18 protein-coding genes are annotated in these 13,155 nt (G+C 60.7%); 8 read left to right on the forward strand and 10 right to left on the reverse strand.

Features of this window, described 5'->3' with window-relative positions; all coding sequences use genetic code 11:
* Both DP106_RS11330 and DP106_RS11335 read right to left on the reverse strand, forming a co-directional pair.
* The coding region (locus DP106_RS11330) for a PAS domain S-box protein (protein ID WP_120085461.1) at positions 1–433 on the reverse strand (433 nt) is incomplete at its 3' end.
* Between the two features lie 132 nt (positions 434–565).
* Positions 566–1,066: a DUF367 family protein gene (locus tag DP106_RS11335; RefSeq protein ID WP_120085463.1), complete on the reverse strand. Its 501-nt coding sequence runs from the start codon at positions 1,064–1,066 to the stop codon at positions 566–568.
* 94 nt (positions 1,067–1,160) lie between these two features.
* On the opposite strand from DP106_RS11335, the gene DP106_RS11340 reads away from it, so the two are divergent.
* Together DP106_RS11340 and DP106_RS11345 are read left to right on the forward strand one after the other, a co-directional pair.
* On the forward strand, positions 1,161–1,487 hold the full coding sequence (locus DP106_RS11340) for a nuclear transport factor 2 family protein (RefSeq protein ID WP_120085385.1): 327 nt from the start codon (positions 1,161–1,163) through the stop codon (positions 1,485–1,487).
* A 43-nt stretch (positions 1,488–1,530) separates the two neighbouring features.
* A complete protein-coding gene (locus DP106_RS11345) occupies positions 1,531–2,010 on the forward strand; it encodes a PUA domain-containing protein (RefSeq protein ID WP_120085386.1) in 480 nt (159 codons plus the stop codon).
* 16 nt (positions 2,011–2,026) lie between these two features.
* Here the strand turns inward: DP106_RS11345 and DP106_RS11350 are convergent, their stop codons facing one another.
* Positions 2,027–2,752 (reverse strand): DUF1028 domain-containing protein, encoded by a 726-nt coding sequence (locus tag DP106_RS11350; protein WP_120085387.1) that lies wholly within the window; start codon positions 2,750–2,752, stop codon positions 2,027–2,029.
* A gap of 110 nt (positions 2,753–2,862) precedes the next feature.
* Here DP106_RS11350 and DP106_RS11355 point away from each other — a divergent pair, with 110 nt between their 5' ends.
* Positions 2,863–3,213 (forward strand): cell division protein SepF, encoded by a 351-nt coding sequence (locus DP106_RS11355; protein ID WP_120085389.1) that lies wholly within the window; start codon positions 2,863–2,865, stop codon positions 3,211–3,213.
* A gap of 3 nt (positions 3,214–3,216) precedes the next feature.
* On the opposite strand, the gene DP106_RS11360 is transcribed toward DP106_RS11355, so the two are convergent.
* The 6 genes from DP106_RS11360 to sdhC all read right to left on the reverse strand — a co-directional run bounded on the left by DP106_RS11360 (position 3,217) and on the right by sdhC (position 9,456).
* Complete coding sequence (locus DP106_RS11360; protein WP_120085390.1) at positions 3,217–4,215, reverse strand: PrsW family intramembrane metalloprotease; 999 nt, start codon at positions 4,213–4,215, stop codon at positions 3,217–3,219.
* A 73-nt stretch (positions 4,216–4,288) separates the two neighbouring features.
* On the reverse strand, positions 4,289–5,137 hold the full coding sequence (locus DP106_RS11365; protein ID WP_120085391.1) for a translation initiation factor eIF-2B: 849 nt from the start codon (positions 5,135–5,137) through the stop codon (positions 4,289–4,291).
* A gap of 65 nt (positions 5,138–5,202) precedes the next feature.
* Positions 5,203–7,044 (reverse strand): FAD-binding protein, encoded by a 1,842-nt coding sequence (locus tag DP106_RS11370; RefSeq protein WP_120085392.1) that lies wholly within the window; start codon positions 7,042–7,044, stop codon positions 5,203–5,205.
* 753 nt (positions 7,045–7,797) lie between these two features.
* Complete coding sequence (locus DP106_RS11375; protein ID WP_120085393.1) at positions 7,798–8,688, reverse strand: succinate dehydrogenase/fumarate reductase iron-sulfur subunit; 891 nt, start codon at positions 8,686–8,688, stop codon at positions 7,798–7,800.
* Between the two features lies 1 nt (position 8,689).
* The gene (locus tag DP106_RS11380) at positions 8,690–9,061 is read right to left on the reverse strand and encodes a succinate dehydrogenase (RefSeq protein ID WP_120085394.1); all 372 of its coding nucleotides are present in this window, start codon (positions 9,059–9,061) and stop codon (positions 8,690–8,692) included.
* Positions 9,062–9,063: 2 nt separating this feature from the next.
* A complete protein-coding gene (gene sdhC / locus DP106_RS11385; RefSeq protein WP_120085396.1) occupies positions 9,064–9,456 on the reverse strand; it encodes a succinate dehydrogenase, cytochrome b556 subunit in 393 nt (130 codons plus the stop codon).
* 148 nt (positions 9,457–9,604) lie between these two features.
* Between sdhC and DP106_RS15885 the strand changes: the two genes are divergently transcribed.
* Both DP106_RS15885 and DP106_RS11390 read left to right on the forward strand, forming a co-directional pair.
* Positions 9,605–9,754 (forward strand): hypothetical protein, encoded by a 150-nt coding sequence (locus DP106_RS15885; RefSeq protein ID WP_165857878.1) that lies wholly within the window; start codon positions 9,605–9,607, stop codon positions 9,752–9,754.
* Between the two features lie 11 nt (positions 9,755–9,765).
* A complete protein-coding gene (locus DP106_RS11390; RefSeq protein ID WP_120085397.1) occupies positions 9,766–10,209 on the forward strand; it encodes a hypothetical protein in 444 nt (147 codons plus the stop codon).
* A 31-nt stretch (positions 10,210–10,240) separates the two neighbouring features.
* Here DP106_RS11390 and DP106_RS11395 read toward each other — a convergent pair whose 3' ends face one another.
* Positions 10,241–10,858, reverse strand: a complete 618-nt coding sequence (locus tag DP106_RS11395) for a histidine phosphatase family protein (protein ID WP_120085398.1) — start codon at positions 10,856–10,858, stop codon at positions 10,241–10,243.
* A 337-nt stretch (positions 10,859–11,195) separates the two neighbouring features.
* Between DP106_RS11395 and DP106_RS11400 the strand changes: the two genes are divergently transcribed.
* From DP106_RS11400 to msrA, 3 genes are all read left to right on the forward strand, one after another.
* The gene (locus tag DP106_RS11400) at positions 11,196–12,005 is read left to right on the forward strand and encodes a helix-turn-helix transcriptional regulator (protein WP_120085399.1); all 810 of its coding nucleotides are present in this window, start codon (positions 11,196–11,198) and stop codon (positions 12,003–12,005) included.
* Between the two features lie 99 nt (positions 12,006–12,104).
* Positions 12,105–12,512: a peptide-methionine (R)-S-oxide reductase MsrB gene (msrB, locus tag DP106_RS11405; protein WP_120085400.1), complete on the forward strand. Its 408-nt coding sequence runs from the start codon at positions 12,105–12,107 to the stop codon at positions 12,510–12,512.
* A gap of 8 nt (positions 12,513–12,520) precedes the next feature.
* A complete protein-coding gene (gene msrA, locus DP106_RS11410) occupies positions 12,521–13,153 on the forward strand; it encodes a peptide-methionine (S)-S-oxide reductase MsrA (protein ID WP_120085401.1) in 633 nt (210 codons plus the stop codon).
* Positions 13,154–13,155 lie beyond the last annotated feature (2 nt).

Here is a 13,155-nt window from a genome sequence, read left to right on the forward strand (position 1 = left end):
ACAGCTCCTCACGGTCGTACCCGGTGAGATCAGATGCTGCGGCATTCACCTCGACAAAATTCGCATCCGTATCAGAGATAAATACCGCATCACGGCTCCCCTCAAAGATAGCCTTTCGCCACTCCTGTTGGGATTTGATTTCCCGCCCACATTCTGTGCACTTGGTGACATCTGCAGTTGAGAGATGTTCGTCATTGCGTTCAGCGGTGTCGAGAGTCGTCTGATTCTCGACCGGTCGCCACCAAACCTGCTCGGATCCGATTTCCTTTGTGTGCAAAGAGCCGTCGGCTACAAGTTCCGCGAGTTTCTCCCGAAGTGGTTCGTCGTCACAGTCAATCACTTCGCTGACCTCGGATATCGAAAACGGCGTGCCAGTCGATCCAAGCATCTCAATGTTATTGAGGAGATTATGTTTAGAGTGTGGCGAACTCATTATCCACCCTGACCATGCGAGGAAATATAATTATTCTTCCAAATGAAGATATTCTAACTTTTGCTGCGTTTGTGCTCGAAGCTTGTCAGTACACAACAGTACTGTGTTGGCTCAAAATAAACGGCACGTTACTCAGCGGTCAAGATATTCCTGTTGGACAGCGACGATCTCGCTGGAATCCGCACAGTTGGCGTACCGATCAAGCGGTTCGGCGTTGAGTTCGAGAAATGTCTCGCCCCATGTGAACTTGCTGAGGATCGCGTCGGCCTGTTCGTCTTCATCAAAGATAGCGAGCGCGGCAGCAAGCGCTTCGACGGTTGTGAGCTCCATCGGCCGGCCGAAGTTGACAGGGTTTGCGGCGACGAGATACGGCAGCGCGCGGTGTTTGCCGGCCAGCGAGAACTGTGCCTCGCCGGCGGATTCCCACGAGCAATCGAGGGCGACAAGCGCGCCATCGCTGGCGGTCGGGCGGTCGGCCGGCGAGAGCGCCTGCTCGGCGTGAGGGTTGAGCACAACGCCGTACGGCGTATCGCTGTGGCTGTGGTGGAGCCTCGCGCGGTCGAATTTCGCCAGCTTGCGGGCGGTGCACTTCTCGGGGTCGTCATCGCCCGCATACCGGATATGTAGCTCCACGATCGATTGTGGTTTGGTGAGCGACCAAGAAAAGCGACGCGTTGTAGCGAGCCGGAACCGATAGGCCTGTGAGGCAGCCACGCCAATAGGGGGTATGGATCGAGACAGTCGCATCCGAGCCTACTACCGGCGACTCGATAACGGCGAGTACGCCGAACTGGAGTCGCTGCTCCACCCGGAGTTCGTCCAGCAACGCCCAGACCGCACCTTCGAGGATCGGGCGGCGTTCATACAGTTCATGCGATCGGAACGGCCGCTGACCGAGACCACCCACGAGTTGACCGCTGTCTGTGCCTCCGAGGGCGGCCGCGCAGCCAGCGGGCGCCTGCTGGATGCCGACGGCAACGAGCTGTTTGCGTTCATCGATGTCTTCGAGTTTGGGCCCGACGGCCAGCTCACCCAGCTAACCACGTACGTCTGACCGAAACGGGCGATTTATTCGCCCCGGCACCCTCCGGCCGCGCATGCAGGTCAGCTCCAGACACCACCTCCGCAGTGATGCCATCGACGACCTCACGGCGTCGCTGGCGGACGCCCTCGGGGTCGACATCGAGGGCGACACCTTCGAGCTCGTCGAACTCGACAACACCGCCTTCGATATCGTTCTCGTCGACGGCGAGAAGCTGGTCGCTTCCGTCGACGACGAACCGTTTCTCACCGTCGAGGGGGCCAACGAATATCCGCCACAGCGCGGGCTCGTGACCGTCGACGCCGGCGCGATCGAGTTTGTCTCTAACGGCGCGGACGTGATGCGGCCGGGGATCGTCGAGATCGACGACAGGATCACCGCCGGTGATCTGGTCGCCATCGCCGAAGAAACCCACGGGAAGACACTCGCCGTCGGTCGCGCACAGACCGACAGCGACGATATGCTCGGCGACGCCGGGAAGGTCGTCGACTCGATCCACCACGTCGGCGACGACCTCTATGAATTTTCCGTGTAACACCAGCCCCCACAGTTCAGTTTTCGTCGTCAGGGAGACGACGGGGGTTCGGGTCGCCGTAGGCGTCAACCGCTTGTTCGTACCCTAACAGCGCGGCGCTGTACGTTGTTTCGAGGTCGGCGATCGGCGACTCGCTGGCGTCAACCCGGAGATCGTTGTAGAACCGCCGGCTGTCAGTCGACTCGGTCGTGACAACACGAACCGCCGCGCTGCCGACGGTGAGCGACCCATCGCTGTCACCACGGCGGCTGTCGATGCCGACCTCGCGTGCCGCCGTCAGCGCGTCGATCAACCGCTCGGCCAGCGGCTCGTCACCGAAGGCAGCCCCGGTGTATCGATCAACCATCGCATCAAGAGCTGCCTCACTCGGCAGATGTGTGCCAGCAGCGGTGTAGTGATCGCCATCGCGGTCGGCGGCCGCCACACAGCTGCGGCCGGTGACCGCCACTCGTGAGGTACGGCCGACACCGTGGAGTTGTCGACCGCGCCGGGTCGCCACATCCGCGGCACCGAGCAATGCCTCGACAGCGTCGTCGATCGCGATGCCATCGGCGAGATACCGACGGAGACGGTCGCCGAGGGTGTCGTCGATGTGGCCACCCATCGCGGCCGCGCCGTCGGGGGAAACAACCGGCGCAAGCGCGCCGACCGTCGGCACCGCGGCGGCCGCGACAACGCCGAATCGAAACCCGCGGTCGCCGTCGACACGGTAGGGCTCCCGCACGCAGAGACTGACGGTCATACCGGTGGCTCGAGCCGGAGTGACAAAACCCCACAGATCGGGGATTTTTCTGGGGTGTCAGAGGCCTGTCTGACGTAAGAACTATTGTTGAACACCGGCTCCAGTACGCTATGGGTATCATGAGCAAAATCCTCGGTAGCGACGACGGCCACTCGGCGTCGGAGTACGTCGAACTCGATATGCAGGACGTGTCGGGGGCTGCCGAGAGCGCGGGGCTGTCGGTCAGAATCGCCGAGATCAGCGACAAACACGACGTGATCGATATCAAGGACGCGATCTATGACGGCGATCTCGTACTTGCGGATATCACCCGCCACAGCACGAGCGACCGAACGATCGAACATATCATCGACGAGCTCCGACAGGTGACCCGTGAGGTTGACGGCGACATCGTCCAGAAGGGCGACGACCAGCTGATCGTCACCCCGACCGGGATCGGCATCGACCGCGAAAAGCTGTAATCCTCAGTCGTCAGCCGTCGGCTCGCCGGGCTCCGCGTCGGTTGTCTCCAGATAGTGCCGCCGGTATCGCCACAGCTTCCGCAGCAGGAACAGCCCGAAGATGCTGTCGAAGATAATGACGTAGACGAGAAATCCACCCAACCCTGGCAGCCCGGTGATTCTGGTGATGGCAAAGGAGCCGATGCTCACCGTCGAGTTGTAGGTCGCGTGAATCGCCGCCGCAAGCAGGAGGCCCTTGACGACGATCGGCCCCCGGTTTGCCGGATTGAATTTTGCTAATCCGAGATAGTACCCCGCGATCGAGGAGTAGATAACGTGTCCCGGCCCCGCTAAGGCGCGCACCGCGGTGATGTCGCCGCCGGCAGCGACCGCGCTCAACCCGATCGTCAGCTCAGCTAACTCACCGCTCTCAGAGAGCTGACGGAGGATATACAGCGCGTTTTCGATCGTCGCAAAGCCGAGGCCGGCGACCGCGCCGTACACCGCCCCGTCGATGACGGCATCGAACCGGCGGTCGGTGTACGCATACAGCCGCACCGCAAGCAGCTTCACGGTCTCCTCGCCCGGGCCAACGATCAGGAAGAAAAACAGCGGCATCCCCAACACGCCAAGCGGCCGGAAATATCGTTCAGCATACGAATTAAACAAGGCGGCGAAGGTAGCAAACAGAATCGAGAGCAAAAACGTCGTTACCAGCAGCGACAACGGCTCGGCGTCGGTCACATCCGAGCGATACACATAGAGGGTCAACCCAGCGGCCGGCACAACTGACAGCAACGTCAACATTCCGACAGCAGGATCGCTGAGCGCGGCTATACCGCCGATTCCGGCGAGAATCCCAAGCGCCAGCAGGACGACGATCCACTTCGCTGTCCGTGTCAACAGCCAGAAAAGGGCGACCGCCGCCCCGTCGATCGAGGTGCGTTCCTCCCAGGAGGCGATCTCATAGAGATCCCGTGACTTCTCGGCGGCGGCCTCTACGGGTTCCTCTGTGTCGTCCATACCGTGTGTGAGTGGTGCGGTCGTAAGGATATCTCGATTGAAACGGTGCTTGCAGATCGGCGGTCACACCGAGTTAGACGTCGTGGACACCGGTATCGGTGATCAGCGTATCGATGAGCTCAACCGGAGTTGCGTCGTAGGCCGGGTTCTTGATGGTGATCCCTTCGACCGGCTCCAACATGACCTCCGCGGGATCGCGCTGCTGGTTTTCGAAAACAAAGCCCTCCTCGATGACCTTCGCGCCGGAGCCGACAGCGACGACCGGGACATCAAGCTGATTGGCGGTCGCCGCCAGCGGGAAGGTGCCGACGCGGTTGTATAGTGTATCGTCGACGATACAGTCCATCCCGATAACCACGCGGTCACACTCTTGGAGGAAGTGGCCCATCGCGTTGTCGACGATGAGATGTGGTTCGACACGGTCGATCGCCGACAGCATCCGCGCCGTCCCGCGGCCGATGTAGCGCGGCCGGGCCTCCATGACGTAGGCGTCGAGATAGTGGCCCTCCTGGGCGGCGGTTTCGACCGCGGCCAAGGCGGTCGAAGAAAAGTCGTGGGTCATGAACGTCTCGCCGTCATCGAACGTTTCGGCGGCGTTCTCGGCGGCCCGCCGCTTGCCCGTCTCGATGTCGTCGACAACGCGGTCGATCATCTCCCGGGTGAGCTCCTTGGCCGCCGAGACGGTGTCGGTGACATCAACGACCGAGCGTTCGACCGCCCGCACCGCGTTGTGGAGGGAGGCATGTGAGGGGTTGGCCCGCCGAAGCGCGCCGGCGTTGCGCTGGAGATCGAGTTCAAACTCGTCGACCGAGGCGTACTCGCGGTCAAGCAGTTCCGACAGCGCTTCGGTCGCCTTGATCGCGATTGTCGAGGAGCTGTGGGAGTGCATCCCCTGGATCTCCTCGACGGTCTCGTTAATCATACCTCAACGTATTTGCCTCGGGCAAAATGTGTTGCGACAGGCTTTGACCGTCGCAGAGTCCGCGCTCAGTAGCTCCGGGTTTTCGGCTTGTAGGTCTTCTCCTCGCCCTCAAGGACGACCGGTCGGAACCATAGCTCCGGGGAGCCATCGTTCCACGACAACAGCGTGTGTTTCAGCCACTCGTCGTCCTTGCGCTCTTGGTGTTCGGCTCGCCAGTGGGCCCCGCGGAACTCATCGCGGGCGAGCGCGCCAACGGTGATCGCCTCGGCGAGATCCAACAGATTCCGGGTTTCGATCGTCTGCAACAGATCAGTGTTGAACGTCTGGGAGGGATCGGAGACAGCCACGTTCTCGTACTCCTCCCGTGCCTGACGGATCTCTCGCAGCGCTTCCTTTAGCCCATTTTCCTCGCGGAAGACGTTGACCTTCGCGGTCATCGTCTCTTGGACATCGGCCCGCACCTCCGAGTGGTGGATTCCGTCGCTGTGCAGCAGCGTGTCGATGCGCTGGCGGGCCTGTTCGACGGTGCTGTCGAGGACGGAGTCGGCGTCGGCTGAGCCGCTCGCGGCGACAGCCCCACCGTCGGCGACGGCGTCGCCGAACGAGCCGGGGTCGCCGAGTTCAACGGGGCTGTCGACGGTCGCCCGCTCGAACTCGCCGCGCTGGCCGGTTTCGATCTCGGCGGGCTCCATCTCCTTGCCGGCGGCGTGGTAGCCGGCGCGTTTGCCGAAGACGATAAGCTCGGGAAGGGCGTTGCCGCCGAGACGGTTTGCCCCATGGACGGAGGCACAGGCACACTCGCCGGCAGCGTACAGCCCGCCAACACAGGTTTCGCCGTTTTCGTCGGTTTCGAGCCCGCCCATCGCGTAATGCTGGCCGGGTTTGACCGGCATCGGCTCATCAAGTCCGTCCGCGCCTTCGAAGTCCTCCGCAAGATGGAGGATGTTCTCCAGCCGGTCGGTGATCCGTTCCTCGCCGAGATGGCGCATATCGAGATGGACGTACTCGTCTTCGATCCCGCGGCCCTCGTTGACCTCGGTGAGTTCGGCCCGGGAGACCACGTCGCGGGAGGCGAGTTCGCCGTCGTTGTTGGCGTAGCCGTGTTCGAACATGAACCGCTCGCCGTCGGCGTTGTAGAGGATGCCACCCTCGCCGCGAACACCCTCGGAGATGAGGACGCCGGTCGACGGCAGCGTGGTTGGGTGGAACTGGATGAACTCCATGTCCTCCAACGGGACGCCAGCGCGGTAGGCCATCGCTTGGCCGTCACCGGTACAGGAGACAGCGTTGGTCGTGTGATCGAAGGCCTGGCCGGGACCGCCGGTCGCGAGGATGACGCCATCGCGGGCCTTGAACCCGGAGACCTCGCCGCTGGCGACATCATAGCCGACGACGCCGTGGCAGTGCCGATCCTCGGGCCGTTCCTCGTCGGTGACCGCCAGATCGAGGACGTGCCACTCGTCGTAGACCTCGATGCCTCGCTTGACGACCTGTTCGTACATCGTATGCAGCAGGTGGTGGCCGGTTTCCGCGCCGGCGTAGGTGGTGCGGGGAAACGAGAGCCCGCCGAAGGGTCGCTGGGAGACGCGGCCATCGTCCTCACGGGAGAAGGCCATTCCCCAGTGTTCGAGTTGGATGACCTCGTAGGGGCTATTCTGACAGAGCGTTTCGATCGCGGGGGCGTCGCCGAGATAGTCCGACCCCTTCATCGTGTCGTAGGCGTGATCCTCCCAGGAGTCGGCGTCCCGGAGGGCGGCGTTGATCCCGCCTTCGGCCGCGCCCGTGTGGCTTCGCACCGGGTGGAGTTTCGAGACGATAGCGACATCCGCACCGGCCTCGTCGGCGGCGATGGCGGCCCGGAGTCCGGCTCCGCCCGCGCCGACGACGACGACATCGTGTTCGTACATGGTTGGTGTGTTGGGTTCTGACGGTCGTATGCGTTACCAGCAGTCTTGGGAGTACAACTCAGCTGTGGCCACATTGTCGAGCGTGGCCCACCTATCGGCGGCCGAGCAACGGTACTCCCAATCTTAGCTGTGGCAATGAGAGGCATGGAGTAAAACATTCGGGTTCGACGGGCCATCGCTGCGGTGATCCTCCCTGCTGAGTGTGCCATGAGAGCCCACAACTGGCGACAGAAACTACGAAGATCATCGTAGAATATCTGTAATAAAAGACATATACTACATAGATACGCCGATTGTAAGATGCTATTACACTATTTGGCTAATACGTTGCAGAATATTTTAGTAGCTTTCGATGCTCAACGTAACTGGTCGTGTGCCACCACCACGGCCATGCCCGAGACCGTTCATTGTACCGACTCCCTCTGGCGGGTCGACCCACATCCACCGCCGTCCCGCCTTTCAAGCCGAGATAGAGTAACTACACACGCTGTGCGCGCCATGTCGATTCGCCGTTCAGCAACGGAATACTGTCTGATGCGTGCTACTGTAAACCATGTTACACCCACAGCTGCGACAGTTTTTAATTCGTAGCCAACAGATAGATAAATGGTCGCTTGTCCTCACAACGGGCGACCGACAGGATTCATTGTACCACCTGACGGCGGTTCGGCCGGACATTCCGGCTGTGCCGCTGTCGTTCGCCTACAAACGGCCGCCGATATCCGAAGACAGGGTCACGCAGCGCGATAACGTCTACCAGAATTTCAGATTCTTCTTGACAGCCTCGCGTTTCAGCTCCTGGATGTGCTCGGTGAGCGGGATATCCTTCGGGCAGACATTGGTACAGGAGAACTGGGTCTGACACCGCCAGACGCCGTGTTCCTGCTCGATGGTTTCGAGGCGATCCTGCGTTTTGGAGTCGCCCTCGCGTTCGTCCATCGCAAACCGATAGGCCTTGTTGAGCGCGGCCGGGCCGAGATACTCGTTGTCGCCGGCGGCGATGTTACACGAGGAGAAACACGCCCCACACCAGATACACCGCGTCGACATCTTCACCTTCTCGCGGTTGGCGCGTGACTGTCGCTGTTCCTCAAGCTCGCCGTCCGGTGTCTCGTCGGGATCAAAGTAGGGGTCGACGGCCTCCATCTCCTCGTAGAAGTGCTCCATATCGACGACGAGATCCTTGACGACATCCTGATGCGGAAGCGGTTCGATCCGAACCGGCTCCTCCAACTCGGAGAGCTGGGTTTTGCAGCCGAGCCGCTGCTGGCCGTTGACGAAAAAGGCATCCGAGCCACAGACGGCCTGCCGACAGGAGTGTCGGAAGGTGAGTGAGGGATCAAACTGATCCCGGGCGTAGATCACGGCGTCGAGGACGGTCATCCCCTTCGTGAAGGGAACATGGAAGGTGTCGAACCGCGGCTCCTGTTTGGCCTCAACCTCGGGATCATAGCGGAACACCTTGATTTCGCGGGTGTCCTCGTTGGCGTCGGGTTCGTGTTCGGTTTCGTCGGTCTGGTCGCCGACATCTCGCCGTGGTTCGGCGGCGTGATCATGATGGTGATCAGACTCGGTTGCAGCCGAGTCTGTGGACTGTTCGGCGGCCGGTTCCTCGGATTGCTGTTGTGGTGGGTGTGTGCTCATGTTAGAATACCCCGATGCCTGCCCAGGCGTTTGCGGTGCGGATCCCCTGAACGAGGAGGATCCCGCTGGCGACGACAAGTGTCCATTTGACGACTTGGCGTTTCGTCCCTGTCAACCCTTGGTTGAGCAAGGCGTTGTAGACGCCGTTGACACCGTGGAACGTTGCCGTAATCAGGAACAATACCATCAGCGAGTAGTACGTCCACGTCTGCATCCGCGACTGGCTCAACGCGAACGTCACCTCATCGGCGTGGTAGACAAAATGGAGGAGGAAGAAATGGAACGCCAACACGACAACAAGAAACGCCGCGGTGATACGCTGCCACAGCCAGAGGCGACCGCCTTCAGTGAACGAGGAGTAGTGTTCGGCCATCGTTAGAACGCCCCCGCGATGAACGTCGGCACCGAGGCGACGGTGATCGCTCCGGTCAGAATCACCGACGCATAGAAGCTCTTGTCCTGCGATTCCAGTCCGACCCCGAGATCGACCAACAACAGCCGAAGGCCGTTGAGAATGTGGAAAACGGCAACCGCCAGCAGACCGACCTCAAGAATCCGAACCAGTAGTAACCCTTCGAGGGTGACGATCGTATTGGTGTACATCTCCGCGCCCTCGATTGCGGTGCTGAGGACGGCAATGTGGGTGAAGAGATAGCCAACGAGCACCCAGCCGGTAAACTTGTGGAAGATCCATGCCCACATTCCGGCGGAGAACTCCCGCCACCGACCGAAGCTCTCGATGGTGCCGCGATTGTACGACTGGCTCATATCGTATGTGGGTGTGTCCCGCGCTGGTATAGAAGTTACGTCGTCGACTGTTCGGAGCACAGATCATATCAGTTACACCGGTGAAGCTCGACCCGGCGATCTGTTGGTGAACGAAGCTTTATACTGCTGGCTGGGCTAAAACTGAGCAATGAGTCTGCAACCTGCCGATGACGACACTGAAACGGGATCAGAAGAAGATGACCCCGTCATCCCGGCGGGTGTGCTCCGTGGTATTGAGGATATTGCCGACGAAAACACTGCAAGCAAAGCTGATCTCGAATCGATTCTAGAGTCCTAACTGCGGTTCCCGTGAGCGAAATTCCACTAACCGACGAGGAGACTCGGGCCATTTTTGCGGGAGAAGCGGCGTCGAATCTGCGTTCGCTTGAGCAAAGTGAACAAGAACAGATCATCAAGCGATTGTGTTCTATTCTCGAAAGCGACGCAAAACCAAGCTCGCTACGCTACGAGCGGATCGGACTGCTTGACATCTACGCAGTCGGTGACCAGATCAGACTCTACACCAAAGTTGTCGAGGAAATACCGCGTGGTGACGCCGAGCACCATCTCATCTACCTGTTCTATATCGACGACGATCACGACTATAATCAAACTGATCTCGCCACGTACAGTCCAGCAGCTGAAGCAAAACTACAGGAGGCAACATCGCTGGAAACAGTTCATGACGTGGAAGCGTATCTCGAGAGGATGAACGCAGTAGATGCGACCGATCTCCGTGACCTGCTCGACTGAGATCGGTGTTGCCGAGCACAAGCTGCTGCTGTTACTCAAGGTGGTCAGTCTTGCCCGAAAACCCAAGCTCCCAGCCGTCAGCAACACGGTCGATCCGCGTGAGTCCACAGAGTGGCGCGTCGACACCCTCAGTTGAGCCGACGAGGCCGCGGACGACGCCGCCGATGGTGAGCCCGTGGCCGACCATGAGTACCCGACCCTCGTGGGCATCGGCGATCTGGCGGGCGGTTTCGCCGGCCCGCGCTTCGGCTTCGTCGTGGGACTCGGGGAACTCGGGGACAACACGGGGGTCGTAGTCGTCGCGGATGGGATCAAAGTAGTCCGCCAGCGTTGCAAATGAGAGCGTCTCGGGCTCGCTGTCGAACCACTCGCTGTTGCGGTGTTCGCCGAGCCCCGGTTCGAGCCACCCCGTCCCGCCGATCACCCCGCAGATCTCAGCGGTCGTCTGTACCGCCCGGAGGAACGGCGAACAGTAGATCGTCTCGAAATCGATCCTGTTGTCGGCGAAAAACCGTCCACATCGCCACGCCTGCCAGCGACCGAGTTCGGTCAGCCCCGGGTCGTGAACACGGGCAGCAGTCAACTCCCAGTCCGGATCAACCGTGTCCTGTCGTTGGCCATGGCGGACAGCCCAGACGGTCTCGGTCATGGACAACAACTCGTGGTGGCGACCTATAGCTGTAGGGGCCAGACACACTCACTGGACGCTCGTCGAACCGCAGTATCGTGGCGGCCGACAATGATGGTATTAGTTGTTCCGTAATACGATCCGCCCGGAGCAGCAGCCAAGAGCCGTCGGTGGAGACCTGGACTTGGGGGCGGTGGCCACCCCAAGGTGAACGGGTAGAGAGGGCCGGCGGTCAGTGGTGGACAATCTGTTGGAGGGTTTCCACCTATATTATGCCATCTACAGTCCCTCATTTGAATACTCTCTAGGTGCTCCAAATTCGTGTTCCCCTACCGAAAGTATATGCCCCTACACGAAGATGGATGCGAGCAACGAACAGATGTCGGATCAGAGCCCACACGAGCTTCTGTACACGGTTAATCGACGGTGGGACTGCCTGCAGGCGATCGTCAAGGAGCCACAGGAGAAACGCACGCTCGTCGAGACGCTATCGATGCCGCGATCAACGCTGGATACCGTCGTCAGAGAGCTCGAAGGGGCGGATCTGGTGACCTACCACGATGGCGTCTGGCAGCCGACCGTCGCCGGTGAGGCTACCGCGGCAGTGTATTCCGATACCGTCGACTCGATTCGATCGATCACCACCGCGGGACAGGTGTTGTCGCCGCTGTCGGGCGATCACGGGGTGCCGACCGTCGCCGTTGAGGGTGCCGACAGCTTTCCAGCCGAGGAGCCGGTGCCCGATGCGGTACTCACGGAGTTTCTCGATCGGATCGCCGATGCCGATCGCATCCGTGGTGTTGCACCGCGCGCGCTGTCAGGATACACCGATCGAGTGTTTCGTACCGCCGCCGACAACGACACCGTCTTGGAGATGACCCTTGCGGACTCCGTGTTTGAACGGCTGTCGACGCTCAATCCTGAGACGGTTGCAGATCGCCTGCAGCGACCACTGTTTTCGGTGTATCGCGCGCCGGTCGATGTCGAATTTGGGCTCTGGATCGGCGACAATCCGAACCATATCGGCCTCATCGTGTATGCCGACCGTGGCGTCCACGGGGTTGTGATCAACAGGACACCGGCCGCCATCGAGTGGGCAACCGGCCGCTATAGGTCGATCCAGGCGGCCGCCGAGGAGCTCACACCCGCCGACGTGCCGGAGGCATAGTCGGCGTTTCGCCGTTGTAGCCGCTCCGAGTCGGCGAGGCTGTGCGGGTCGGGTGGACACCGCCACGAGAACTATACCGCTGTAGCCCCGAGTGTGAGCATGAGCAATCAGCCTGACAACCGGCAACCTGACAGCGACGAGCAGTGGCAAGAGACGCTCTCAGATGAGGAATACGAGATCCTTCGTGAAGCAGGCACCGAGCCTGCTGGCACCTCACCACTGTTAGATATCAGCGACGATGGCGTCTTCCGCTGTGCTGGCTGCGGCCAAGAGCTGTTCACGACCGACGAAAAGTTCGAGTCCGGCACCGGTTGGCCGAGCTTTTACGATCCAGCCGACAACGACGCTGTCGAGACTCGACCGGATCACAGTCTCGGCCGCACACGCACCGAGGTTGTCTGTAGCAGTTGTGAGGGCCACCTGGGTCACGTCTTTGAAGATGGCCCAAAACCAACCGGGAAACGCTACTGTATCAACGGGATCGCCCTCGACTTCGAGGATGAGTAGCAACCGCGATGGCTCCCACAGCATCCACGATCAAAGCCTACGACAACACAGCCCCTGACCAAGCAGCAACCGAGACAGCGACGTTCGCACTCGGCTGTTTCTGGGGGCCGGACGCTCAGTTCGGCGCGCTTGATGGCGTCGTCCGTACGCGTGTTGGCTACGCTGGCGGCACGATAACCGATCCGACGTATCACGATCTGGGCGATCACACTGAGGCGTTCCAGGTCGAGTACGACCCCGCGGAACGATCCTTCCTCGATCTACTGGATCTCGTTTTCCGGAGTCACGATCCGACCCAGCAGACACGGAAAACCCAGTATCAAAACATCATCTTCGTCGCAACTACCGAGCAGCGCGAGGCACTCACCGACTATCTCGACGCCAACGACTACACAGTCGATGGGATCGCAACCCGTGTTGAACAGCTATCTCGGTTTGTTCCGGCTGAGGACTACCATCAGAAGTACAGCCTCCGAAACAAGCGGTCGATTATGGCTGCCTTCGAGGATGCCGGCTACGACGAGACGGCGATCAGAGAGTCGCCAGCGGCCGCAACGCTCAACGGTCATGTTGTCGGCCACGAGGTGAGCGACGCCGATGCCCTCGGCATCGCATCAAACCGGAGCGTCCACAGCACATAGAC

Origin of the sequence: Halonotius pteroides, from assembly GCF_003605635.1 — an archaeon.
Taxonomy (GTDB): Archaea; Halobacteriota; Halobacteria; order Halobacteriales; family Haloferacaceae; genus Halonotius; species Halonotius pteroides.

What these genes read in the sequence shown, in the direction of transcription:
- msrA (WP_120085401.1), top strand. Translation starts at nt 12,521, where the DNA reads ATGGCTCCCACAGCATCCACGATCAAAGCCTACGACAACACAGCCCCT.
- DP106_RS11395 (WP_120085398.1), bottom strand. Translation starts at nt 10,858, where the DNA reads ATGACCGAGACCGTCTGGGCTGTCCGCCATGGCCAACGACAGGACACG.
- DP106_RS11340 (WP_120085385.1), top strand. Translation starts at nt 1,161, where the DNA reads ATGGATCGAGACAGTCGCATCCGAGCCTACTACCGGCGACTCGATAAC.
- DP106_RS11380 (WP_120085394.1), bottom strand. Translation starts at nt 9,061, where the DNA reads ATGGCCGAACACTACTCCTCGTTCACTGAAGGCGGTCGCCTCTGGCTG.
- DP106_RS11400 (WP_120085399.1), top strand. Translation starts at nt 11,196, where the DNA reads ATGGATGCGAGCAACGAACAGATGTCGGATCAGAGCCCACACGAGCTT.
- DP106_RS11360 (WP_120085390.1), bottom strand. Translation starts at nt 4,215, where the DNA reads ATGGACGACACAGAGGAACCCGTAGAGGCCGCCGCCGAGAAGTCACGG.
- DP106_RS11350 (WP_120085387.1), bottom strand. Translation starts at nt 2,752, where the DNA reads ATGACCGTCAGTCTCTGCGTGCGGGAGCCCTACCGTGTCGACGGCGAC.
- DP106_RS11365 (WP_120085391.1), bottom strand. Translation starts at nt 5,137, where the DNA reads ATGATTAACGAGACCGTCGAGGAGATCCAGGGGATGCACTCCCACAGC.
- sdhC (WP_120085396.1), bottom strand. Translation starts at nt 9,456, where the DNA reads ATGAGCCAGTCGTACAATCGCGGCACCATCGAGAGCTTCGGTCGGTGG.
- DP106_RS11345 (WP_120085386.1), top strand. Translation starts at nt 1,531, where the DNA reads ATGCAGGTCAGCTCCAGACACCACCTCCGCAGTGATGCCATCGACGAC.
- msrB (WP_120085400.1), top strand. Translation starts at nt 12,105, where the DNA reads ATGAGCAATCAGCCTGACAACCGGCAACCTGACAGCGACGAGCAGTGG.
- DP106_RS11375 (WP_120085393.1), bottom strand. Translation starts at nt 8,688, where the DNA reads ATGAGCACACACCCACCACAACAGCAATCCGAGGAACCGGCCGCCGAA.
- DP106_RS11355 (WP_120085389.1), top strand. Translation starts at nt 2,863, where the DNA reads ATGGGTATCATGAGCAAAATCCTCGGTAGCGACGACGGCCACTCGGCG.
- DP106_RS11370 (WP_120085392.1), bottom strand. Translation starts at nt 7,044, where the DNA reads ATGTACGAACACGATGTCGTCGTCGTCGGCGCGGGCGGAGCCGGACTC.
- DP106_RS15885 (WP_165857878.1), top strand. Translation starts at nt 9,605, where the DNA reads ATGAGTCTGCAACCTGCCGATGACGACACTGAAACGGGATCAGAAGAA.